This window comes from Pseudomonas sp. BIGb0381, assembly GCF_024809815.1.
Lineage (GTDB): Bacteria > Pseudomonadota > Gammaproteobacteria > Pseudomonadales > Pseudomonadaceae > Aquipseudomonas.
This window is the reverse complement of record NZ_JANUEN010000003.1, coordinates 423,833-446,563: the sequence shown is the minus strand read 5'-3', so window position 1 is coordinate 446,563 and position 22,731 is coordinate 423,833. Positions and strand designations below refer to the sequence as shown.

The following is a 22,731-nucleotide window of genomic DNA, read 5'->3' as shown; positions in this document are numbered from 1 at the left end:
CGCCCTCATGTCCGAAGCCTTCGAAGTCCCCAGCCCTCACGAAAAACACCTTGAACACACCACCGAACATGCCCACGGCCGTGGGGACAATTTCGCCAGTCGCATCGCCGTCATGACCGCGCTGATGGCCACCCTCGGCGCCATGCTCAGCTACCAGGCCGGCTCAACCGAGAGCGAGGCGGCGATGGACAAGAACAACGCGGCCATCATCAAGACCGAAGCCGCCAACCAGTGGAACTACTACCAGGCCAAGTCCAGCCGGCAGAACCTGGCGGAACTCGCGACCCATATTCCCGGTGTGGATGCCGCGCATTACAAGGATGAGATCGAGCGCTACAAAAGCCAGAAGGAAGAGGTACGCAAGCAGGCGGAGAAACTGGAGGCGACCTCAAAGGAATGGGATGAAAAATCCGAGCAGGCCCTGCACCAGCACCATCGCTGGGCCCAGGCGATGACCGCGATTCAGATCGCGATTTCGCTGGCGGCGATTACGTTGTTGACGAGAAGGGAATGGTTGAAGCGCATGTCCTATGCGGCGGCGGGTGTGGCGGTGGTGTTAGGTAGCCTGGCGTGGTTGCATATCTGACGGGGGAAGATTGATTTCAATCCCTTGCCGGGGCGATTAAAGTACAGCCCCCGAGAATTGAATCTCGGGCTTTAGTCCATGGAGTTTCCCAGTGAAGTACATCAGTAAAGTGGTTGCAGCAGCAGTTCTCGGTTTCACGCTTGCAGGCTGCACCGGCACCGCCATCAAATCCCCGCAATACGACAGCAGCCAATACACCGTCCTGGGCCACAGTGAAGCCAGCGCCACCGGCATCATGTTGTTCGGCGTGATCCCGATCGGCCAGAACAGCCGTTTCGTGCGCGCCCAGAATGCCGCCATCAAAGCAAAAGGCGGCGATGCGCTGATCAACACCCAAGTGCAGGAAAACTGGTTCTGGGCCTGGGTGCTGAGCGGTTACACCACCAAGATTTCCGGTGATGTGATCAAGCTGAAAACCGCGCAGTAAAATCGCCCGGGCTTTCACCTGAGCCCGCGACGTATCATGGGCCGACCTTTCGAGGACGGCCCATGAACCTCAGTATCCTCTACGCACTCGCCGCCGCCGCGCTGTTCGGCGCCAGCACCCCACTCGCTAAAAACCTCGGCCTGGGCCTCTCGCCCGTGCTGCTCGCCGGCCTGCTCTACCTCGGCAGCGGCGTCGGCCTCGCCGGCGTGCGCCTGATCCGTGATCGTGGCTGGAAACCCAGCGGACTGACCCCATCGGAATGGCCCTGGCTGCTCGGCGCCATCGCATTCGGGGGCATCCTCGGGCCGGTCGCGTTGATGTTCGGCCTGACCCGCACCGCCGGCGCAACCGCCTCCCTGATGCTAAACCTGGAATCGGTGCTGACCGCCGTTATCGCCTGGGTCGTGTTCAGGGAAAACGCCGACCGTCGCATCGTCCTGGGGATGATCGCCATCGTGCTGGGCGGCGTGGTGTTGTCAGGGGCCGACGGCGGTGGCACGAGCCACGATTGGGCGGGGCCGCTGGCGGTTGCCGTGGCGTGCCTGTGCTGGGGAATCGATAACAACCTGACACGCAAAGTGTCTGCGTCGGACGCGCTGTTTATCGCCGGGGCCAAGGGGTTGATTGCGGGGCTGGTGAATGGCGGGTTGGCGCTTTATCTAGGGGCGCAGATCCCGGGCATGGCGCAGCTGGCGCCTATCTTGCTGGTTGGTTTTCTGGGCTATGGCATCAGCCTGGTGATGTTCGTACTGGCGCTGCGCGGACTGGGCAGTGCACGCACGGGAGCCTATTTTTCCACCGCGCCGTTCCTGGGTGCCGCGATTGCGGTGCTGATGTTGGGTGAGTCAGTGACACTGGCTTTCTGGATTGCATCGGCGTTGATGGCCGTGGGCGTTTGGCTGCACCTGACGGAACGGCATGCCCATGAACATCAGCATGACGCGACGGAACACGGGCATCGGCATGTGCATGATGAACATCATCAGCATGAGCATGGGTTTGAGTGGGATCCGAAGGTGCCGCACAGTCATGTGCATACGCACAGTGCGATGAAACATAGCCATGCGCACTTTCCGGATGTGCATCATCGGCATAGGCATTGAGGGAGGCCCCACTACCTCTTCGACGTAGCGCTGTCGCGCAGCAAACTGGGACCTCTGTGGCGAGCGGGCTTGCCCCGCGCTGGGGTGCGAAGCGCCCCTGATGAAGACGAATGAGGTGTATCAGGCACTCCTCTGCGCCTGGTTTTGGGGCTGCTGCGCAGCCCAACGCGGGACAAGCCCGCTCGCCACAGGAATGCGGTCGCCCGAAATTGCTTATGCAAGGCTCAAGACTTTAGGGTGAAATATTAAATCTTAAAAATCAGTAAGTTATTTTAAGTTTGATAAGAGATGTATTGCACAGCAGCAATAGATTTGAGCAACTTCCTACAAAGCTCTCAGAAGCGCCACTCTCCCACTTCAAAACCGCCCAGCCTATAGTCCCTCGGTCGCTGATATGGCGACCGGGTTTGGCGACTCGAGGACAATCAAGACGGAACGTAGACGAGGTCATTGTCCACGCTATTCCCGTTAACGGTTTAGCGTGAAAAGGCTTCGTTGTTTTTATATTTGTCTTAATGGAGTCACTCATGAACCAATACATGGCCCTCACCAGCAACGATAGCGCCACTCCTGCTCTTTTTGTCGATACAACCGCACCACTGGAAATCCTCCTCGACGCCGCGACCTATCGACTTCGTGCCGTGACACAGGTCCTAGAGAACCTTGCGCTGCGCGGCGAAATAAATAGCGATGCGGTCGTACTCAGCGATTTTGCCTTACTGTGCTCAATCCCGTTACGCGATGGGTGTGACTTGCTGGACGTCATAGCGCGTAGGATGGATACACCAAGCAAATGATTTGAATTAGGTTAGTGTTTCAAACCCCAGAAATCACAAAACCCCTGGGTTCTCTCGAAACCAGGGGTTTTGTTTACATCGAATTTGGCGGTGAAGGAGAGATTCGAACTCTCGATACAATTTCTTGTATACACACTTTCCAGGCGTGCTCCTTAAGCCACTCGGACACTTCACCGTATCTCGTCAAACCAGTTCAGTCTGTCGAGGCGCGCTAATGTAGTCGAAAGCCTTTCTGATGGCAAAGGTTTTTTTCAGAATTTTCATGCGGTTAGACGGCTATGCCGGTAGTCGCCCGGCAAGGGGTGGTGATTCTGCCATTCTTGGGCATGGGCGGCCTGCGTCTGGGGCGGGTGTTGCGCCCTGCCTCAGGCCTTGCAGCGTTCACTCTGCGGGGAAAGTCTGACTGGGCAGTCAGTCACGGCGCTTTACCAGGGCGGGCGTGGTGGGTAACGTCTGCGCATGCGCCGCTATAAACAGCCTCTCTATAACAAATCCTACAAGGAACCGCGTCATGAGTGAGTTGATTACTTACCACCTCGAAGACGGTATCGCGACCCTGACCCTGAGCAACGGCAAGGTGAATGCCATTTCTCCGGATGTGGTCAGTGCGTTCAATACAGCGCTGGACCAGGCCGAGAAAGATCGGGCGGTGGTGGTGATCACCGGCACGCCGGGGATTCTGTCGGGTGGTTATGACTTGAAGGTGATGACGGCCGGCCCTAAAGAAGCCATCGGCCTGGTGACGTCGGGTTCGACGTTGGCGCGTCGCCTGTTGTCGCACCCGTTCCCGGTGATTGTGGCGTGCCCTGGGCATGCGGTGGCCAAGGGTGCGTTCCTGTTGTTGTCGGCAGATTATCGGATTGGGGTGGAAGGCCCGTTCAGCATTGGCCTGCATGAGGTGGCGATCGGCATGACCATGCACCACGCCGGTATCGAGTTGGCGCGGGACCGTCTGCGTAAATCGGCGTTTCATCGGTCGGTGATCAATGCCGAGATGTTTGACCCGCAAGGCGCGTTGCAGGCCGGCTTCCTCGACAAGGTGGTGGCACCTGAAGAGCTGCAGGCGGCGGCGCTGGAAGCGGCACGTCAGTTGAAGAAACTGAATATGAATGCGCATAAGCACACCAAGCTGAAGGTGCGTAAGGCGCTGCTGGAGGCGTTGGATGAAGCAATCATCCAGGATCAGGGCCATATCCTGAGTTAAGCCCTACAACCGAAACATCAGAGCCCGACCTTGCGTCGGGCTTTTTCTTACACATGAATCCGAAACATCTTTAGCCGCTCTAGCCTGCCTATGTCGGTACATGTTGAAACATGTGCTTAAACATCGCCCATCTCCTACCTCTTTAGGGGCAATTGCCGAATACAGTGCACATCCGTACACTGCGCCACCTTTTGTCACGATGGGCCGTGTCGATGCTTTTTCTGTTACGTATGCTGTTGATGGGCCTGCACTTTATGGTCGCCGGTGTACTGGGCGTTCTGCTCGGGGCCTGCCGACCGTTCAACCCGGACAACAGTCGTTTATGCGCGCGCCTCTATGCGCTGCCGGCCATGTGGATTCTGGGGCTGAAGGTGAAGACCGATGTCGACTCCCTGCGCAACAAGCCCGGCACGTGCGTGATCATCGCTAACCACCAGTCCAACTATGACCTGTTTGTGCTGGGCACCGTGGTGCCCCATCGCACCGTGTGTATCGCCAAAAAGAGCCTGAAATGGGTACCGCTGTTCGGCCAGTTGTTCTGGCTGGCGGGCAATGTGCTGATCGACCGCGGCAATGCGCACAAGGCACGTCGCGCGATGCTCACCACTACTCATACGTTGCAGCATCAGGACACGTCGATCTGGGTGTTTCCGGAAGGCACGCGCAACTTGGGCAAAGGCCTGTTGCCGTTCAAGAAAGGCGCGTTTCATATGGCCATCGCCGCTGGCGTGCCCATCGTGCAGGTGTGTGTCAGCAATTACGTCACCCATATGAAGCTCAATCGGTGGAACAGCGGTGATGTGCTCATACGCTCATTGCCGCCGATTCCTACTGTGGGCCTGACTTCGGATGACATCCCGCAGTTGATGCAGACCTGTCAGGCGCAGATGGATGAGTGCATTGCAGCCATGGATCGCGAAGTGCAATCCGCCTGAACCCCTTCTGGGGGGCTTGGCCCCCATCGCAAACAAGCTTGCTCGTCACAAAAAGCGAGCACCTGCAAACGCCGCAACGGAACGTCATTCAAGCTAAGCTGCCCAACACCTGTCCTCCTAATAAGAAGTGATCAGTACCATGGGTAGAGTTGTTGCGGCCGCCGTGTACAGCGCCGGAAAGAAAGTCACTGATATCACCCTCGACGAAGGCGCGGCCTGGGCCGCCAAACCCGGGCACTTTGTGTGGATCGGCCTGGAAGAGCCCGACGCCCAGGAGCTGGCCAATCTACAACGCCAGTTCAACCTGCATGAACTGGCTATCGAAGACGCCCTGGAAAAACACAGCCGCCCCAAGTTGGAAACCTTCGGTGATGCGCTGTTTATCGTCACCTATTCACCGGTGCGCGAGAACGGCAAGCTGGAGTTTATCGAGACCCATATCTTCGCCGGCAACGGCTACATCATTACCGCACGCAATGGTCACTCGGCGTCCTACGGTTTTGTGCGCCAGCGTTGTGAGGCGCGCCCGCTGTTGCTGGAGCATGGGGAAGATTTCGTACTGTATGCCCTGTTGGATTTCGTCACCGAAAACTACCAGCCGGTCAGCGAGGCGATCCACGCCGAGATCGATGAACTGGAGCACAACGTGCTGTGCAGCTCGCTGAGCGAGCGCGATATCCAGAAGATCCATGGCCTGCGCCGCGATGTGCTGCGGCTCAAGCGTTACGTGGCACCGATGGTGGAGATCAGCCAGGAGCTGCAGAAGCTGAGCTTCCCGTTTATCGACAAGAACATGCGCCCGTATTTCCGTGACGTGCAGATCCACGTAACGCGGCAGATGGAAGACCTCACCACCCTGCGCGACATCGCCAGCCAGACCATCGAGATCGGTGTATTGCTGGAGGCCTCGCGCCAGAGCGTGGTGCAGCGCAAGTTTGCCGCATGGGCGGCGATCCTGGCGTTCCCCACCGCAGTGGCGGGGATTTATGGGATGAACTTCCAGAACATGCCCGAGCTGCAATGGCACTACGGCTATTTTGCGGTGCTCGGGTTTATTGCGTTCGGTTGCACGGGCTTGTGGGCCAGTTTCAAGCGCTCGGGCTGGCTTTAAACCCGGGCCTCAGGCTTGTGCGCCACGAAGCGCATCATCCATTCCGCCACGGTCACGCCGTGGTGGTCGCGCGCCAGGCTGGCTACGCCGTTTGTGTAGATTTTTTCACCCAGGGTTGTCTGAAGAATCTCCAGCAACTCGCGGGAATAGTCATGGATAAATTCCGGATGCCCCTGGAAGCACAGCACTTGGTCGCCGATATGATAGGCGGCGAACGGGCAGAATTCGCTGGAGGCGATGACCGTGGCATTGTCCGGCAAGGTGGTGACCTGGTCCTGATGGCTGATCAATAGCGTCAGCTCTGGCACTTCCGGGCTCATCCACGGTGCCTTGGCATCGAGTTTGTAGTCGTGAATGCCCATGCCCCAGCCCTGCCCCGCGCGCTCGGCCTTGCCGCCCAGCAGCAGGGCCAGCAATTGGTGGCCGAAGCAGATGCCCAGCAACTTGTCGCCGCGCTCATAGCGTTGGAGCAGGTAGGTCTTGAGGGTCTGGATCCAGGGGTCGGTGCCGAAGGAATCGGCCTTGCTGCCGGTCACCAGGTACGCATCGAACACTTCGTCGTCCGACGGGTATTCGCCCTGCACCACGTTGTACACAACGAATTCGGCGGCAATCGGCTGCTTGGAGAACAGGCGCTTGAACATCTGCCCATACCCTTGGTACTGATCGATCAAGCCTGGACGCAGGATATCGGTTTCCAGGATACAGACGCGTAGCGACATAAAAAATACCTGACACGGTGATGGGAATAATGCACACCCCAGAGCCTGCCTTGAAATACCCTGACAAGGCAAGCCCTGTACATACCCAAAACCGTCAGAAGGTCGTGTTCTGCGCAGCTTTCTCCAACAGCAACGCCGGCGGTGAGAACCGCTCCCCATACTGTTCGGCCAGGTAGCGGGCGCGGGCGATAAAGTCGTTGAGGCCGTACTGGTTGATAAACTGCAACGCGCCACCGCTCCAGGCGGCAAAGCCAATCCCGAAGATCGACCCCACGTTGGCGTCCGCGGTGGACATCAACACGCCCTCCTCCACGCAGCGCACGGTCTCGATGGCCTGGATAAACAGCAAACGGTCGCGCACATCCTGCGCCGAAATCTGCTGGTCGGCCCGCTCGAAGCGCGCTTTCAACTCAGGCCATAAATGCTTCTGCCCGCCCGCCGGGTACTCGTAGAAACCGCCCCCCGCCGCCTTGCCCGCGCGCTTGTACTCGTTCACCAACAGATCAATTACCAGCGTCGCCGGATGATTCGGCACTGCTTTACCTTCCGCCTGCAGATCCTTGGCAGCCTGCTGTCGGATATGGCTCATCAGGCTGAGGGACACTTCGTCGGACACCGCCAACGGCCCTACCGGCATACCTGCCTTGCGCGCTTCAGTCTCGATCATCGGCGCAGCCACGCCTTCGCCCAACATGGCGATGCCTTCATGGGTGAAAGTGCCGAACACCCGCGAGGTGAAGAACCCACGACTGTCGTTGACCACGATCGGAGTTTTCTTGATCTGCAGGACGAAATCGAAACCCCGGGCCAGGGTTTCGTCCGAAGTGCGGGCGCCCTTGATAATTTCCACCAGGGGCATCTTGTCCACCGGGCTGAAGAAATGCAGGCCGATGAACTTGCCTTGATCCGGCACCGCCGTGGCCAGGCCGCTGATGGGCAAGGTGGACGTGTTGGAGGCGATGACCGCGTCGGCGCCGACCACACTGTGTGCGGCAGCCGAGACCTTGGCCTTGAGTTCACGATCTTCGAAGACGGCCTCGATGATCAGGTCGCAGCCGACCAGATCAGTATCTGAAGCAGTAGGATGAATCAGCGCGAGGGTGGTTTCGCGCTCCTCGGCGGTTAATTGCCCACGGCTGACCTTTTTGTCCAACAGCGCCGCCGAATGTGCCTTGCCCTTCTCGGCGGCTGCCAGGTTGATGTCCTTGAGCACGACATCGATGCCCGCACAGGCGCTGACATAGGCGATACCGGCGCCCATCATCCCGGCGCCGAGCACTCCGACCTTACGTGTCACGTAAGGCGCAAAGCCCTGAGGCCGCGAGCTGCCGGCGTTGATTTCATTGAGCTGGAACCAGAAGGTGCCCATCATGTTTTTCGCCACCTGCCCGGTGACCAATTCGGTGAAGTAGCGGGTTTCAATCAGGTGCGCGGTATCGAAGTCCACCTGCGCGCCTTCCACGGCGGCGCAGAGGATTTTTTCCGGGGCCGGGAAGCAGCCATGGGTTTTACTGCGCAAAATCGACGGTGCGATGGCGAGCATTTGCGCAACTTTCGGGCTGGACGGCGTACCGCCGGGGATCTGATAGGTCTTGTTGTCCCACGGCTGTTTGGCCTGCGGATTGGCGAGAATCCAGGCGCGGGATTTGGCCAGCAGTTCAGTAGGATCCGCTGCCAACTCATCGATCAGTCCCGCTTGCAGGGCCTGCTGTGGCCGGACCTTCTTGCCTTCGAGCAAATACGGCAAAGCCTTTTCCAGCCCCAGCATGCGCACCATACGCACCACGCCCCCGCCGCCTGGCAGCAGGCCAAGGGTGACCTCCGGCAAACCGAGCTGCACCGACTTGTCATCCAGCGCGACGCGGTAGTGAGACGCGAGGCAAATCTCCCAACCACCGCCGAGGGCTGCGCCATTGATGGCGGCCACCACCGGCTTGCCGAGGGTTTCCAGGCTGCGCAGTTGCGCCTTCAACACCAGGACGCTGTCGTAGAAATCCTTGGCGTGGGCCTTGTCGACCTTGATCAGTTCATTGAGGTCGCCGCCGGCGAAAAAAGTCTTCTTCGCCGAGGTGATAACCACGCCGGCAATGCCGTCCTTTTCCGCTTGCAGGCGTGCGACGGTGGCCGCCATCGCCTCACGGTACACGGCGTTCATGGTGTTGGCGCTCTGGCCGGGCATGTCGAGGGTCAGCACCACGATCTGGTCCTGGCCTTTTTCGTAACGAATGGCATCGGTCATGACAAATTCCTTGGGCTCAGAGACGTTCGATAATGGTGGCGATGCCCATGCCGCCGCCGACACACAGAGTGGCCAGGCCGTAGCGCTGCTGGCGCACCTCCAGTTCGTCGAGCAGGGTGCCGAGGATCGCGCAGCCCGTGGCGCCCAGCGGGTGGCCCATGGCGATGGAGCCGCCGTTGACGTTGACGCGCGCGGCATCGATACCCATGTCCTTGATGAACTTGAGCACCACCGAGGCAAAGGCTTCGTTGACCTCGAACAGGTCGATGTCTTCTACGCGCAAACCGGCCTTGGCCAGCGCTTTGCGGGTTGCCGGCGCCGGGCCTGTGAGCATGATGGTCGGGTCGGTGCTGGTGACGGCCGTGGCGACGATGCGCGCCCGAGGTTGCAAGCCCAGTTCGCGGCCCTTCGCTTCGGAGCCGATCAACATCAATGCGGCGCCGTCGACAATGCCGGAGCTGTTGCCCGGTGTGTGGACATGATGGATGCGTTCCACATGGCTGTAGACCCGCAATGCGGTGGCGTCGAAGCCCATCTGCCCGATCATTTCGAAGCTGGGCTTGAGCTTGCCCAGGCCTTCGAGGGTGGAGTCGGCGCGAATGAATTCATCATGGTCCAGCAGCACAATGCCGTTCTGGTCCTGCACGGCGATCAACGACTTGTTGAAGGACCCATCTGCACGCGCCCTGGCGGCTTTCTGCTGAGACTGTAGGGCAAAGCTATCGACATCCTCACGGGTGAAACCTTCCAGGGTGGCGATCAGGTCGGCGCCAATGCCCTGGGGCGTGAAATGGCTATGCATATTGGTTTGCGGGTCGAGCACCCAGGCGCCGCCATCGCTGCCCATGTGCACGCGGGACATGGACTCCACGCCGCCGACCACCACCAGGTCCTCAAAGCCGGAACGCACTTTCATCGCGCCGAGGTTGACCGCCTCCAGGCCCGAGGCGCAGAAGCGGTTGACCTGTACCCCTGCAACGCTGACGGCCCAGTCCGCCACCAGGGCAGCCGTCTTGGCGATGTCGGCGCCCTGATCGCCCACCGGGGTAACGCAGCCGAGCACGATGTCATCCACCTGCTGGGTGTCGAGGTCATTGCGTTGCGCCAACGCGGTGAGCAAGCCCGCCACCAGGTTTACCGGCTTGACGCTGTGCAAGGCGCCGTCGGCCTTGCCCTTGCCGCGGGGCGTGCGTATCGCATCAAAGATCAAAGCTTGGGTCATGACGTCCTCGAACCGCTGTGCATGTGTGCCCTTACCTTAGGCCCGATTGACACGGTTTCAATGACGGATGCGCTCATTGCTTTTGACCGCCACGCTCGGACGAACGGTAGGGACCTAAGGTAATTGCCTGATTAATCGTTTTAGCTGTCTAGCCAAGGCATTGGCGCCAAGATGGCGTTATGCCTCATGCCTTTTTAAGTAGAAATACTTATTAAGTGATATGAAATGGGTCTAAGCGGCGCATAACGAGGGCTCTAAGGTTCAATCAGTAAGAAGTTGCTGCCGGGTTTTGCTGGAGCAGCTGTAAGAAAAGCGACACGTCACGTTGCGATACTGAAATACACCGGCACGCATTTGACGCTCAGGAATAACAACAAAAGGCAGTCAGCCATGTTCAAACATTCGAAAGTACGTCAGGCGGGACTTATTCTGTTCGCCACCACCCTGATTCTGATCTTGCCCAACCTGACCAAGGTTATTGGGTAAAGGTCCGCCCCCTCCATTCTGTGCACTTATTGCATCAGGATTACTGCTTTTGGCAGCACCTGCCGGGACTTCGTGCATAGCGATCCTGTTGCAGGGGCTGCCTTTTTACCCGCGTTTTTCCGGTATCGTGAGCCCTATCGCCACTTAATACGGGGCCGCCGCCTTGAAACCGATCTTCGCATTCCTAGCCGTGTTGCTCGCCCTGCCCGCTTCGGCGGCGCAATTGACCGTCGAGCTGGATCACACGCGCAAGACGTGGCAAACCGCTGACCTGCTCAAGCATCCGGACGCGCAGACAGTGCAGGTCGTTGATGACGTTTCCTACAAGCGCAACATGACCTATCGCGCAGTCCCGCTGGCAGTGCTCCTACCGGATATCCAGCCCGATAACCATCTGCAAGCCGTTGCCCTGGATGGATTCGCCGCGGAACTGACGGCCGCACCGTTGCTGCAAAAAAACGGCGCCCGCGCCTGGCTGGCCGTGGAAGACCCGGCCCACCCGTGGCCCCCATTGGCAGACGGCAAGCCGAGTGCCGGGCCGTTCTACCTGGTGTGGACCGATCCGCAGGCCGGGCATATCAGCCCGGAGCAGTGGCCGTTCCAGATTTCCGCGATCAAGCAGTTGAAGACCGTAGCTGAACGTTTTCCCGCGTTGTTGCCCGACCCGACATTGGCGGTCGATGATCCGGTCAACCAGGGCTTTGCGCTGTTCCAGAAGAACTGCCTGGCCTGCCACCGCCTCAATGGCGCCGGCGATGCACAGGTGGGACCCGACCTGAATGTTCCCTACAACCCTACGGAATATTTCAGCGGCGACTTCCTCAAGCGCTATATCCGCGACCCGCAGAGCCTGAGGCACTGGCCGCAGGCGAAGATGCCAGCGTTCGCCGCCAGTGTGTTGCCTGACAGCGAGCTGGAGTTGCTGGTGGGGTACTTGAAGCATATGGCGGGGCGTAAACAACAACACTGACCCCACCTTAATCTCTGTGGCGAGCGGGTTATTGCTGCTGGACCAGGACCACCGGCGTCGGCGCCACGAACACCTTGGCGTGCATCTGCTCATGCCCACCGCCACGGCGCATGCCGCGCACCGGGCAAGCGTCGAGGTAGTCCAGGCCCACAGCGAGTTTCAAATGCCGCTCCGGCCGGGCCAGTTGGTTGGTCACGTCAAAGCTGTACCAGGCGTCATCCAGCCAGGCTTCGGCCCAGGCGTGGCTGGCCAGGTGGGTGCTGTCTTCCGTGTACAAATACCCCGACACATACCGCGCAGGAATGCCCAGGCTGCGCGCGCAGGCCAGGAACGCATGGGTATGGTCCTGGCACACCCCCGCCCGCCCAGCGAAGGCCTGGGCGGCGCAGGTGTCGACTTCGGTGGCACCCGGCGTGTAGACCATCGACTGGTTGAGGGCGTGCATCAGGTCGATCAACGCGGTGCGATCACGCCGCTGGTGGCAATGCTGTTGCGCAAAGGCGCGCAGGGCTTCGTCGGGCTCGGTCAGGCGAGTACAGCGCAGGAACGGAAAGGCTGACTGGCTCTCGTGTTCAGCCTCACGCAGCTCATCGATATCCACCTGGCCACGGGCGCCGATGATGATCGCGTCGTGGGGTTCGTCCAGGGTCAGCACGTGCAGGATGTTGCCGAACGGGTCTATCTGCGCGCGCACCGGGCGTGGCAGGTCCAGTTGCCAACTGAGCACATGCTGGCGCTCGCTGTCGTGGGGCGTGAGGCGCAGGTACTGGATGCTGGCGCGTACCTGGTCGTCGTAGTGGTAAGTGGTTTCGTGACTGATGGAGAGTCTCATGCAGCCTCCAGGTAGGAACTGTAGATGGCGTCGCCCAACTGGCGAACCAAGGGGATAAAGTCGGTCAGCCAGGCGTGCAGGCCTTCCTCGAGGATTTCATCGATGGCGGTAAACCGCAGGCGCGCGTCCATCTCGGCGGCCAGGCGCTGGGCCGGACGGCCGTTGATACCGGGCAGGCTGGCAAGGATCTGGTCGATCTCTTCGCTGCAGGCTCGCAGCGAGCGCGGTACATCGGCGCGCAACAGCAACAGTTCCGCGACTTGTCGGGCCCCTGGGGCGTCCCGGTAGATCTCGGTGTAGGCCTCGAACGACGATAACGCGCGCAGCAAGGCACTCCATTGATAGTAAGCGTGGGCGGTGCCATCAGTGACGGCGTCGGCCTGGTCGCCGGCCATTTCATAACGCGCATCCAGCAGGCGCAGGGTGTTGTCGGCGCGCTCGATAAACGTACCCAGCCGAATAAAACGAAAGGCGTCATTGCGCATGATGGTGCCGTAGGTCGCCCCCCGAAACAGATGGGAACGCTCCTTGACCCACTCGCAAAACCGGCTCATGCCGTAGCGGCTGAGACCCTGCTGTGAGATTTCGCGAATATCCAGCCACGTGGCGTTGATGTTTTCCCACATGTCCGCGGTAATTCGCCCACGAACGGCATGGGCACTGGCCCGCGCGGCGCCGAGACAACTGTAGATACTGGCCGGGTTGGCCGCATCCAGTGCGAAAAAATGCAACAGGCGTTCGGCATGCAATTCACCGTGGCGCTCGCGATAATCATCCAGCGTGCCGGTGATCAACAGCGGCATGGCCAGTTCATGCAGGCCATCACCGCGCCCGTCCTGGGGCATCAGCGACAGCGAATAACTGACATCGAGCATGCGCGCGAGGTTTTCAGCGCGTTCCAGGTAGCGCGACATCCAGTACAAATCCGAGGCAGTTCTACTCAACATGGCATCAGTCCTCGACCACCCAGGTGTCTTTGGTGCCGCCGCCCTGGGATGAATTGACTACCAGCGACCCTTCGCGCAGCGCGACACGGGTCAAGCCGCCGGGTACCACCCGGGTTTCCTTGCCGGACAACACGAACGGGCGCAGGTCGATATGGCGCGGCGCAATGCCGTTTTCGACAAAGGTCGGGCAGGTGGATAAGCACAGGGTTGGCTGTGCGATATAGGCGTGGGGCTTGGCCTTGATGCGGGCGCGGAAGGCTTCGATTTCAGCGGCCGTGGACGCCGGCCCCACCAGCATGCCGTAGCCGCCGGAGCCCTGGGTTTCCTTCACCACCAGGTCCGGCAGGTTGGCCAGCACGTGTGACAATTCGTCGGGCTTACGGCATTGGAAGGTGGGAACGTTCTGCAGGATCGGTTCTTCATCCAGGTAAAAACGGATCATCTCGGTGACGAAGGGGTACACAGACTTGTCATCCGCTACCCCGGTGCCGATGGCATTGGCCAGCACCACATTGCCCGAGCGATACGCCGCCAGCAGGCCGGGCACGCCGAGCATGGAGTCCGGGTTGAACGCCAGCGGGTCGAGGAATGCGTCGTCAAGGCGACGGTAGATCACGTCCACGGCTTTGGGGCCGTCGGTGGTGCGCATGAATACGCGGTCGTCGCGCACGAACAGGTCGGCGCCTTCCACCAACTCCACACCCATTTCCCGGGCTAAAAACGCATGCTCAAAGAACGCGCTGTTGAAGCGCCCCGGGGTCAGTACCACCACGCTGGGGTTATCCAGGGGGCTGGCACTTTTAAGGGTATCGAGCAGCAGGTTGGGGTAATGGTCGATCGGCGCGATACGCTGAGCGGCGAACAACTCGGGGAACAGGCGCATCATCATCTTGCGGTCTTCGAGCATGTAGCTCACACCGCTGGGTGTACGCAGGTTGTCTTCCAGCACGTAGTAGGTGCCGTCGCCATCGCGTACGAGGTCGACCCCGGAGATGTGGGAATACAGATCGCGGTGCAGGTTCAGCCCCTGCATCGCCAACTGGTATTGCTCGTTAGCCAGCACCTGTTCGGCGGGAATGATCCCGGCCTTGATGATGCGTTGGTCGTGATAGAGGTCGGCGAGAAACATGTTCAGCGCCTTGACCCGTTGGATGCAGCCACGTTCGACCATTCGCCATTCGCTGGCGGGAATGCTGCGAGGGATGGTGTCAAAAGGAATCAGGCGCTCGGTGCCCTGCTCGTCCCCGTAAAGCGTGAAGGTGATCCCGGCGCGGTGAAACAGCAAGTCGGCTTCGCGCCGGCGCTGGGCCAGCAGTTCAGCGGGGGTTTCGGACAACCAGCGGGCGAACTCGCGGTAGTGAGGGCGAACCTGCCCTGCCCCATCGTACATTTCGTCGTAATAAGTGCGGATCATGCCGTACTCCTTGTCACCCGGACGCAAGAACCATCGCAAGGCCCGTGCCAGCGGCATAAACACTTAAAAATCAGTGGGTTGAATATAAGCAAAGACCTGATCGCACCGTCCTGGTGCGCAGAATCCCCACTGCACTGCTGCACGCTTCATGGCAATGCAAGCTTTGGCTATCAACAGCATAGTCAGAGTTGATTTCACTGCCCACGCAAGCCTGCGGATAATCGGCCCCATCAGTTGAACAGGACACGTCCTACAGCCTTACCCATCCCGCACTCGGTACCTTGAGGCTCGTGTACTGACCGGCTCCTACGGTCTTCCCTTTCAGCCACCCTTTTCGGGTGGCTTTTTTTTTGGTGCAAGAAAGGGCAGCGCAAGTTCCGCAAACCTTCACGCAGCCCATACAAAATCGGCCGACCCTAAGGTCAGCCGATACGCTGCGTTGCTCATACAGTCGCGCTACATGGGTAACCCACGCACCTCCTGCTTGACGCCCCATCCTTCGATGATCCCTCCCAGCGGCTCAACCACCGCTTCAAAGTCTTGCTCGAAGTCTCCTATGCCGTCGTAGGTTGCAAACATGATCTTGCTCAGTTCCAAGTACCAGGCGCCATCGTCGCGCGCACTGACTTGGGCATTCAGGGACTCGCCACGAAATTCACCCGCAGCCCTGCGCGCCCGTTCCTCATCCGGGAAAATGGCGTAGAACTCAATGGGGTGGAAACGTGAAAAGTCGAAGCCGCCTTCTTTCATGCGGCGCAGAACGTTGGTGCTGATGTCTTCTTGATAGGCTGTGCTCATGAAACGTCCTCCTCAAACCGATGGATAGACTTTCCGTGCTTCCCAAAGCCCGCGCGCTGACGGCGCGGGTACCACGGCAACAACATCACCACGGGAAAACAAGCATGTAGCTGACAAGACCAGACCTTAGCGATTCATTCGCTGATCTCACTTGCAGAGTAGCGCGAAGCTATCACCTCCACCAGAGGTGCTTGAATGGCATACAGGGAATATTCAGGCGGCGGGAGAGATGTCGAGGATTTGAATACTGTTCTGATCTTTGAGGATCTTGACCGTTGGCTCGGGTTTGCGCCCCTCAAGATCATTGAGGTCCAGTTCGGCGGCCACCGGCACCAACTTGTTGCGAATCATGTGTGCCGCATCTTCGAGGCTGGGCTTCTGCTCGCAGGTGAACTGCTCCACGGACTGTACGCCGTGATCATCAACGAAGGTAATCTGCCACTTTTGCATCGGTGCCTCCTCGATAAAACCCGTGTGTGGGTTCACAACTATCTGGACCTTGAGGGCTCGGCAAACGTTCCACTCAGGTCAGGAGGCACCGGATCAACTGCGTTTATTTTTCAGCGTGTTCTTTCAAGGCTTTCAAGGTGTTGAACGGCGCCTCCACCACGAACTTGTTGGCCAACCACGACGGCACGCTGCCGCCTGGCTCGGTGTGTACCTGGTAGGTGACTTCGGTCTCATTGGCGCCTTTAGGCACCAGTTTCCAGAAGCCCTCGACCTGGGCGACACGCACGTAGTCTTTTTCTTCGGGCTTGTAGGTCGGCACGCCCTGCAACTTGCGGGTCACGCTGCCGTCGGCGTCCTTGGTGGTGGTGACATGGATGTACGAATCACGATCGGTCACCGGGAACGGCGCCTTGAACTGGGTGTAGGTCCAGGCCTCATCGCCTTTCTTGTCGACCAGCTTCTGGGATTTGCACTCATGAATCCACGAACAGGCGCCGACCACATCTTCCTGCAGGGCCTGGATCTTGGCGACAGGCGCCTTGATCACGGTCACACCGCGATACGCCTTGTATTTGGAGCCGGCGACTTCGCTCAGGGACACCTTGATACCGTCTTCATCCTTGGCGACTTGCCAATCCTCAGCCTGGGCAGTGGCAGTAAATAACAGCGTAAAACCGCACAGCACAGCCAGTCGTTTCAGCGAACCCATTGTTTTATTCCTTATTGTTGAAGTTCCAATAGTAAAGCCCATCAAGCCGCCGTCATCTGCTCCCACCAGCCGATCAACCGGATCGCATCGGCCTGGTCGGTGCCGCAGACATCGATATCCGCCTTGAAATCACTGCACACCGCCGGGCGCTCCGGTTGGCCGAACAGTTGGCACAACTGTTCGACCGACAGGTGCAGGCAGCGTTCGCCCGCCGGTTTGCCATTGGGCATTCCGGGTAAGGGCGAACTGATGGAGGGGGCGATGCAGCAGGCGCCACAGCCTTCACGGCAATTCATGACCAGCAGGTCCTCGACGACTCAATAGGGATGGCCGGGCTAGAGTACGCCCTTAAACAGCCGTTTTAAAATGGTCTAACAGGGGTTTTTCGCACAAAACAAAAGTGACCGATCAGTCTGCGACAGATGGTCGATGGCCTGCGTCACTTCTTAGGAAAAAGTTTACTGCTTGAACTCGAACTCCAAAGCAGCACCTTCCACTTCACGGCGCTCTTCGTTGCGCAATTGCAGCTTCATCTCATTGCTGAGCAAACGGCCGTTGATCTGGAACGCACTGTTGTCGGTGGGCTTTTCACCGAACATCGGCGGCAACAACGGCACGCTTTTGGGCTTGGGCATGGTACCTAAGGGCTGCAGATGCCTGACCATGTCCGAAGGCAGGGACAAATCCAACTGTGCCGGTGGCAGCTTGGTTTGCGCCACTTCCTGGGCTGACTTGGATTTTTTCGCCGTCGACGCCCGTTTTTTCGCCGTGGTGGTTGGCTTCTTCGCGACGGGGGCTTGCTTGGCGGAGGTTGGTTTTTTTACCGGGGCATCCTGCTGGGTATCGGCAGCAGGCTTGTTTTCAGCCACGGGTGCCGCCGCCAGCACTGTGCTGACGTTACACAGGCTCAACAGGCCAACCACCAAAGCAGCGCGAACAATCGAGGTCATATTGCCTACAGCATTAACGGCAGAGGGCCATATGCTCGCTTGTTGTGCGCGGCATGACAAGCACGGTGATCAGCCAGCCATCGGCGTTGTCCCTTTTCGACACCTCAAAAGCCGGCTGCGGTTTCCTGGCATAACTGGCTGGCCAGCATCCCCAGGGTCATCAGCGCGCGCTCTGCTTCGCGGTTCCACGGTGTGCCGCAGTTAAGGCGAATACAGTGGTTGAACTGCTCGGTGTTGCTGAAGATCAACCCCGGCGCAATGCTGATGCCCTGTTGCAGGGCACGCACGTGCAGTTCCTGAGTATTGACCCGCCCAGGCAAACTGACCCACAAGATAAAGCCGCCCGTCGGACGGGTCATCTGGGTGCCTTCCGGGAAATACTGCTGCACCGCCAGTTGGAAGGCGCTGAGATTCTTGCGGTATTCCTGGCGAATGTAACGCAGGTGCCGATCGTAGCCACCGTTCTCCAGGTACGCCGCCACGCCCATCTGGGTGACGCTGCATGCCGAGTGGGTGCTGAACATTTGCAGGCGCTGGATTTCCTGCTGGTACTTGCCGGCGATCATCCAGCCGATGCGCACACCCGGCGACAAGGTCTTGGAGAAACTTGAGCAATAGATGACCCGGTCGAGGCGGTCGTAGGCCTTAAGGGCCTTGGTGCGGCCGAGTTCGAACATCAGTTCGCCGTAAATATCGTCTTCGACAATCTGGATATCGAAATCCGACGCCAGGCGCAGCAACTGTTTCTGCCGTTCCTCGGGCATGGTGCCGCCCAGGGGGTTGCTCAGGCGGGTGGTCAGCACCAGGGCCTTGATCGACCATTGATTGGCCGCCAGTTGCAAGGCTTCCAGGCTCATGCCGGTAGACGGGTCGCTGGGGATCTCGATGACCTTGAGGCCCAGCAGGTCGGCCAGTTGCAGCAAGCCGTAATAGGTCGGTGATTCAGCCGCGATCAAGTCGCCGGGGCGTGTCAGCACCCGCAGGGACATCTGCAATGCATCAACACAGCCATGGGTGATCACTACTTCGGAAGGGTCCACCACTACGCCGGCGTCACGCATGCGAATCGCCACCTGACGGCGCAGCGGCTCGAAACCGGGGCTGAACATGTAGCTGAAAGCGCGTGGGCTCTGGAAGCGCGTGACCTTGGCCAATTGCTGGTGCAGCGCCCGTACCGGCAAATAATCGACGCTCGGCACGGCGGCGCCCAACGGGAATACGCCTTCGCGGCGCGACTCGCCCAATACCTGCTGGATAATGCTGCTGCGGGTGACCAACCCAGGGCGCTCGACCCGCGCGATGTCCGGCGTCGGCGCCGTCAGCGCTGGCGTCTGGTGCACGTAGTAACCGGACTGCGGCCGCGCCCGGATCAGCCCCTGGTCTTCCAGGTTGGCATAAGCCTGCAATACCGTGGCGTGGCTGACATTGAGCTGGGAGCTCATCTTGCGCACCGAAGGCACGCGCTCACCCGGTTGATAGACACCGCGACGGATATCCTCAGCCAGTTGCTGGGCGATACGTTGGTAAAGCAACAGATTGGTCATGACGCAGCACTCGATTTCACGGGTATTTTATTTTTGTGTGAAACATACCGGCACAGTTTAGAAGTGTACGGGGACAGTTGCCACAATAGTCGAGCGCGGCTGGCAGTGATAGCAAAAACTGTAAGGGTGGCGGATAGAATTTTCAGGGGTGTGCAGAAAAATGTGGGAGGGGGCTTGCCCCCGATGACGGAGTGTCAGTCACCCAAAATATTGACTGAACCACCGCTATCGGGGGCAAGCCCCCTCCCACACTTTTGATCTGTGCTAGGCGTTAGCGCGCGGCGCCCAGTTGGCCTTTTTCGTCGGAGAACACTATTTCCACGCGACGATTCTGCGCGCGGCCACGTTCGGAGGCGTTGGCTTCCACCGGGTACTGGTCGCCGTAGCCCTCAACCTGGATGCGTTTTTCGTCGATCCCCAGATCCACCAGCACATCGGCCACCGATTGCGCACGATCACGGGACAGTTTGAGGTTTTCCTGCTGACCGCCCGTATTGTCGGCGTACCCCTCGATGCGCACCACACGCTTGGGGTTCAGTTGCAGGAACTGCACGATTTTCAACACGGTGCGATTGGCCGAGTTTTTCAACTCCGCTTCACCGGTATCGAACAGCACGTCGCCCAGGGTCATCACCAGGCCACGATCAGTCTGGGTGGTGGTCAGGCTGGCGATCTGTTCTTCGAGCCATTTACCCTGCTGCTGCACGCTGATCAGCTTGCTTTCACGCAGGGCCAATTGCAGGCGCTGGCGTTCCAGTTCGAGCTTGGCAGCACGTTCTTCGTTGAGTGCCTGCTCGGTGTGTTCGCGGGCAATGGCGCTGTAGCGCTGGCTCAGGTAGGCGTAATGCACCACGTCGGCACCGCTGCCCCAGTAGCTGGACAAGCGGTCGGCCCGTGCCAGGGATTCACCGGCGCGGATGACGTCCTTGGGTGCGATACGCAGCACGTTGGCGTCTTCCTTGACCTTCTGGAAGTCACTGCCCGCCTGTTGCAAGGCCTGTTCGCCATTGGGGTGGCTGGCACAACCGCCGAGTGCCGCACTGCCCAACAGCACAGCACACCCCAGACCACGGATCATCGGGTTCATTGGGCTTCTCCCAGCTGCAATTGCTTGCGCAGGCGCGTGATGCGGGTGTTGAGCACGTTCAGTTGTTCCTGGCTCTTGCGGGTCAGTACTTGGGCTTCGGCCAGGCGCGCATCCAGCTCGGCCTGTTCGGCCTGCATGCGCGCGTCCTTGTAGGATTGCTCGGCCATGTCGGCCTTGGCCCGGGCGAATTTGTCCTCGGCCAGTTTAAGTTCGGGTGATTCATCGGCGCTGGCGCCCACGGCGTTGGCTTGTACCAGGGCTTGCTGGGTAAGACGAATTTGTTCATTCGGCGCAGGATCGGCTGCACATCCCGCCAGAGCGACAACGGCGAGGGCCGCGAAAAAAGGTCGAAGAGTCACTGAAAATCCCTACTTTGTTGGGGTGCCGACGGGTTGTTGCAATTGCGCTTTCCAACGCTCCAGATTGCGCTGCAACGCGGCTTCCGTCACACCAGACCCGCGCAATTCTGTCATCTTTTTGGCCAGCTGTCCGCGCAGCCAGGGATCATTGCAGGCCGAGTTATGGGAAATCGCCAGGTACAGGCCGGGCTGATCGACGGGCACATCGCGGGCTACCAGGTCATTGCTCATGCCCAGGGTCTGGGCCATGGCCATGCCGGAGTAACGCCCGGCCAGCACGTAGTCCACTTCCCCCAGCAGCAGTTTCTGAAAGGCCGGGGTCAACGTGGGCAGGCGTTGCAGGGTCAGTTGCTGGGCGGCGAAGGTTTCAAAGTCGCGGCTCAAGCGCGCACGTTCCGACACCGCGCCCTTGTGACCATGCAGGTCGGCCGCCGTGGTGTAGGCCAGGGCCGAATCCTTGCGGGTCCAGACCAGATAATCGAGCTGCACCAGCTCCGGGTGGATGTAGTCGAGGGTTTCCAGCTCACCAAGGTTCAGCGGTGCATCGGCGAGGATGTCCATGCGCCCGCTGCGCACTTCGTCCAGGGCCTGGGAGCGCTTGCCACCGTAGAGCAGGTCGATTTTCAACCCAAGATCCTTGGCTACCTGCTGCAATACGTCGGCGGTGGCGCCGATCAGGTGCGTCGGGTCTTGGGGATCGCGCCACAGCAGCGGCGGTGCGTCCGGGCTGCCGGTGATCACCAGGCGATCACATTTGCCGGCGGCCAGGGTCAGGCTCGGCAGCAGCGTAAGTCCCAGCAGTACGGCCCAGGGGCGCAGTTCCATGGCGGTTTCTCCGGTGTTCAAAAAAGCCAGGCAAAAAAAACCCGGTCACAAGACCGGGCTCTTTATAAGTGAAGCGGCTGGATTAGACCAGCTTCTCCAACTCAGGTACGGCTTCGAACAAGTCCGCCACCAGGCCGTAATCAGCCACCTGGAAGATCGGTGCTTCTTCGTCCTTGTTGATCGCGACGATCACTTTGGAGTCTTTCATACCGGCCAAGTGCTGGATCGCGCCGGAGATACCGACGGCGATGTACAGCTGTGGCGCAACGATCTTGCCGGTCTGGCCGACCTGCATGTCGTTGGGTACGAAGCCTGCGTCGACGGCCGCGCGGGAGGCGCCGACCGCAGCGCCGAGCTTGTCGGCCAGGGCGTACAGGTGCTTGAAGTTGTCACCGTTCTGCATGCCACGGCCGCCGGAAACGACGATCTTGGCAGCGGTCAGCTCAGGACGGTCCGACTTGGCCAGCTCTTCGCCGACAAAGCTGGACGTGCCAGCGTCGTGTGCCGCAGCAACGGCTTCAACGGCAGCCGAACCACCTTCAGCGGCAACCGGATCGAAACCGGTGGCACGCACGGTGATGACTTTGACGGCAGCAGTCGATTGCACGGTAGCGATGGCGTTACCGGCGTAAATCGGACGCTTGAAGGTGTCGGCGCTTTCTACCGAAACGATTTCGGAGATCTGGTCAACGTCCAGCTGTGCGGCAACGCGCGGCAGGATGTTTTTGCCGTTGGAGGTGGCGGCAGCCAGGATGTGGCTGTAGCCAGCGCCGAGCTCTGCTACCAGAGGGGCGACGTTTTCCGGCAGTTGGTGAGCGTAAGCGGCGTTGTCGGCCAGCAGTACTTTGCTCACGCCAGCGACTTTGGCTGCGGCTTCAGCCACGGCGCCAGCGCCTTGACCGGCGACCAGTACGTGGATGTCGCCACCGATTTTAGCGGCAGCAGCAACAGTGTTCAGGGTGGCCGGGGCCAGCACCTTGTTGTCGTGTTCAGCGATTACCAAGATAGTCATTT

At 59.6% G+C, this 22,731-nt stretch carries 24 protein-coding genes and 1 tRNA gene; 8 read left to right on the top strand and 17 right to left on the bottom strand.

Annotation, left to right across the window (positions count from 1 at the left end):
- Positions 1–7: 7 nt before the first annotated feature.
- The 4 genes from M2397_RS12150 to M2397_RS12135 all read left to right on the top strand — a co-directional run bounded on the left by M2397_RS12150 (position 8) and on the right by M2397_RS12135 (position 2,913).
- On the top strand, positions 8–586 hold the full coding sequence (locus tag M2397_RS12150) for a DUF4337 domain-containing protein (protein ID WP_259243267.1): 579 nt from the start codon (positions 8–10) through the stop codon (positions 584–586).
- A gap of 91 nt (positions 587–677) precedes the next feature.
- Positions 678–1,013 carry a hypothetical protein gene (locus M2397_RS12145; RefSeq protein ID WP_131699711.1) on the top strand — a complete coding sequence of 112 codons (336 nt, stop codon included), beginning with the start codon at positions 678–680 and terminating at the stop codon, positions 1,011–1,013.
- Positions 1,014–1,075: 62 nt separating this feature from the next.
- Positions 1,076–2,116 carry a DMT family transporter gene (locus M2397_RS12140; RefSeq protein WP_259243266.1) on the top strand — a complete coding sequence of 347 codons (1,041 nt, stop codon included), beginning with the start codon at positions 1,076–1,078 and terminating at the stop codon, positions 2,114–2,116.
- Positions 2,117–2,643: 527 nt separating this feature from the next.
- Entirely contained in the window at positions 2,644–2,913 is a 270-nt protein-coding gene (locus M2397_RS12135) for a short-chain dehydrogenase (RefSeq protein WP_167656069.1), read from the top strand.
- Between the two features lie 85 nt (positions 2,914–2,998).
- Here M2397_RS12135 and M2397_RS12130 read toward each other — a convergent pair.
- A tRNA-Ser gene (locus tag M2397_RS12130) sits at positions 2,999–3,088 on the bottom strand.
- A gap of 336 nt (positions 3,089–3,424) precedes the next feature.
- Between M2397_RS12130 and M2397_RS12125 the strand changes: the two genes are divergently transcribed.
- The 3 genes from M2397_RS12125 (at position 3,425) to M2397_RS12115 (ending at position 6,163) form a co-directional block, all read left to right on the top strand.
- Positions 3,425–4,117 carry a crotonase/enoyl-CoA hydratase family protein gene (locus tag M2397_RS12125; RefSeq protein WP_259243265.1) on the top strand — a complete coding sequence of 231 codons (693 nt, stop codon included), beginning with the start codon at positions 3,425–3,427 and terminating at the stop codon, positions 4,115–4,117.
- A 212-nt stretch (positions 4,118–4,329) separates the two neighbouring features.
- Complete coding sequence (locus M2397_RS12120) at positions 4,330–5,052, top strand: 1-acyl-sn-glycerol-3-phosphate acyltransferase (RefSeq protein WP_259243263.1); 723 nt, start codon at positions 4,330–4,332, stop codon at positions 5,050–5,052.
- Positions 5,053–5,191: 139 nt separating this feature from the next.
- Positions 5,192–6,163 carry a magnesium and cobalt transport protein CorA gene (locus M2397_RS12115; protein WP_131699718.1) on the top strand — a complete coding sequence of 324 codons (972 nt, stop codon included), beginning with the start codon at positions 5,192–5,194 and terminating at the stop codon, positions 6,161–6,163.
- On the opposite strand, the gene M2397_RS12110 is transcribed toward M2397_RS12115, so the two are convergent.
- The 3 genes from M2397_RS12110 to M2397_RS12100 form a co-directional block, all read right to left on the bottom strand.
- Positions 6,160–6,885, bottom strand: a complete 726-nt coding sequence (locus tag M2397_RS12110; protein WP_131699719.1) for an amidotransferase — start codon at positions 6,883–6,885, stop codon at positions 6,160–6,162. The two genes, M2397_RS12115 and M2397_RS12110, sit on opposite strands and share 4 nt — an antisense overlap.
- Positions 6,886–6,979: 94 nt before the next feature.
- The gene (locus M2397_RS12105) at positions 6,980–9,124 is read right to left on the bottom strand and encodes a 3-hydroxyacyl-CoA dehydrogenase NAD-binding domain-containing protein (RefSeq protein WP_259243261.1); all 2,145 of its coding nucleotides are present in this window, start codon (positions 9,122–9,124) and stop codon (positions 6,980–6,982) included.
- Between the two features lie 16 nt (positions 9,125–9,140).
- Positions 9,141–10,346: an acetyl-CoA C-acetyltransferase gene (locus tag M2397_RS12100; protein WP_259243260.1), complete on the bottom strand. Its 1,206-nt coding sequence runs from the start codon at positions 10,344–10,346 to the stop codon at positions 9,141–9,143.
- Between the two features lie 649 nt (positions 10,347–10,995).
- Between M2397_RS12100 and M2397_RS12095 the strand changes: the two genes are divergently transcribed.
- Entirely contained in the window at positions 10,996–11,802 is an 807-nt protein-coding gene (locus M2397_RS12095; protein ID WP_131699722.1) for a cytochrome c, read from the top strand.
- Between the two features lie 28 nt (positions 11,803–11,830).
- Here the strand turns inward: M2397_RS12095 and M2397_RS12090 are convergent, their stop codons facing one another.
- The 13 genes from M2397_RS12090 to M2397_RS12030 form a co-directional block, all read right to left on the bottom strand.
- The gene (locus M2397_RS12090; protein ID WP_131699723.1) at positions 11,831–12,634 is read right to left on the bottom strand and encodes a transglutaminase family protein; all 804 of its coding nucleotides are present in this window, start codon (positions 12,632–12,634) and stop codon (positions 11,831–11,833) included.
- Positions 12,631–13,581 carry an alpha-E domain-containing protein gene (locus tag M2397_RS12085; protein WP_053139428.1) on the bottom strand — a complete coding sequence of 317 codons (951 nt, stop codon included), beginning with the start codon at positions 13,579–13,581 and terminating at the stop codon, positions 12,631–12,633. The genes M2397_RS12090 and M2397_RS12085 overlap by 4 nt, the downstream gene beginning before the upstream one ends.
- Positions 13,582–13,585: 4 nt before the next feature.
- Entirely contained in the window at positions 13,586–14,995 is a 1,410-nt protein-coding gene (locus tag M2397_RS12080; RefSeq protein WP_131699724.1) for a circularly permuted type 2 ATP-grasp protein, read from the bottom strand.
- A 456-nt stretch (positions 14,996–15,451) separates the two neighbouring features.
- Positions 15,452–15,793 carry a ribonuclease E inhibitor RraB gene (locus M2397_RS12075; protein ID WP_015885395.1) on the bottom strand — a complete coding sequence of 114 codons (342 nt, stop codon included), beginning with the start codon at positions 15,791–15,793 and terminating at the stop codon, positions 15,452–15,454.
- A gap of 213 nt (positions 15,794–16,006) precedes the next feature.
- The gene (locus M2397_RS12070) at positions 16,007–16,243 is read right to left on the bottom strand and encodes a hypothetical protein (protein WP_048731221.1); all 237 of its coding nucleotides are present in this window, start codon (positions 16,241–16,243) and stop codon (positions 16,007–16,009) included.
- A gap of 103 nt (positions 16,244–16,346) precedes the next feature.
- Positions 16,347–16,952 (bottom strand): START domain-containing protein, encoded by a 606-nt coding sequence (locus tag M2397_RS12065; RefSeq protein WP_259243256.1) that lies wholly within the window; start codon positions 16,950–16,952, stop codon positions 16,347–16,349.
- A gap of 41 nt (positions 16,953–16,993) precedes the next feature.
- Positions 16,994–17,248 carry a YkgJ family cysteine cluster protein gene (locus tag M2397_RS12060; protein ID WP_017527406.1) on the bottom strand — a complete coding sequence of 85 codons (255 nt, stop codon included), beginning with the start codon at positions 17,246–17,248 and terminating at the stop codon, positions 16,994–16,996.
- A 162-nt stretch (positions 17,249–17,410) separates the two neighbouring features.
- A complete protein-coding gene (locus M2397_RS12055; RefSeq protein WP_131699726.1) occupies positions 17,411–17,902 on the bottom strand; it encodes a translation initiation factor 2 in 492 nt (163 codons plus the stop codon).
- A gap of 104 nt (positions 17,903–18,006) precedes the next feature.
- On the bottom strand, positions 18,007–19,446 hold the full coding sequence (locus M2397_RS12050; RefSeq protein ID WP_017527404.1) for a PLP-dependent aminotransferase family protein: 1,440 nt from the start codon (positions 19,444–19,446) through the stop codon (positions 18,007–18,009).
- 271 nt (positions 19,447–19,717) lie between these two features.
- Positions 19,718–20,533 (bottom strand): OmpA family protein, encoded by an 816-nt coding sequence (locus tag M2397_RS12045; protein WP_131699727.1) that lies wholly within the window; start codon positions 20,531–20,533, stop codon positions 19,718–19,720.
- Positions 20,530–20,892: a DUF4398 domain-containing protein gene (locus tag M2397_RS12040; RefSeq protein ID WP_131699728.1), complete on the bottom strand. Its 363-nt coding sequence runs from the start codon at positions 20,890–20,892 to the stop codon at positions 20,530–20,532. Before M2397_RS12040 ends, M2397_RS12045 begins: the two co-directional genes overlap by 4 nt.
- Before the next feature lie 9 nt (positions 20,893–20,901).
- A complete protein-coding gene (locus M2397_RS12035; RefSeq protein WP_131699729.1) occupies positions 20,902–21,717 on the bottom strand; it encodes an ABC transporter substrate-binding protein in 816 nt (271 codons plus the stop codon).
- Between the two features lie 82 nt (positions 21,718–21,799).
- Entirely contained in the window at positions 21,800–22,729 is a 930-nt protein-coding gene (locus M2397_RS12030; protein ID WP_167656074.1) for an electron transfer flavoprotein subunit alpha/FixB family protein, read from the bottom strand.
- Positions 22,730–22,731 lie beyond the last annotated feature (2 nt).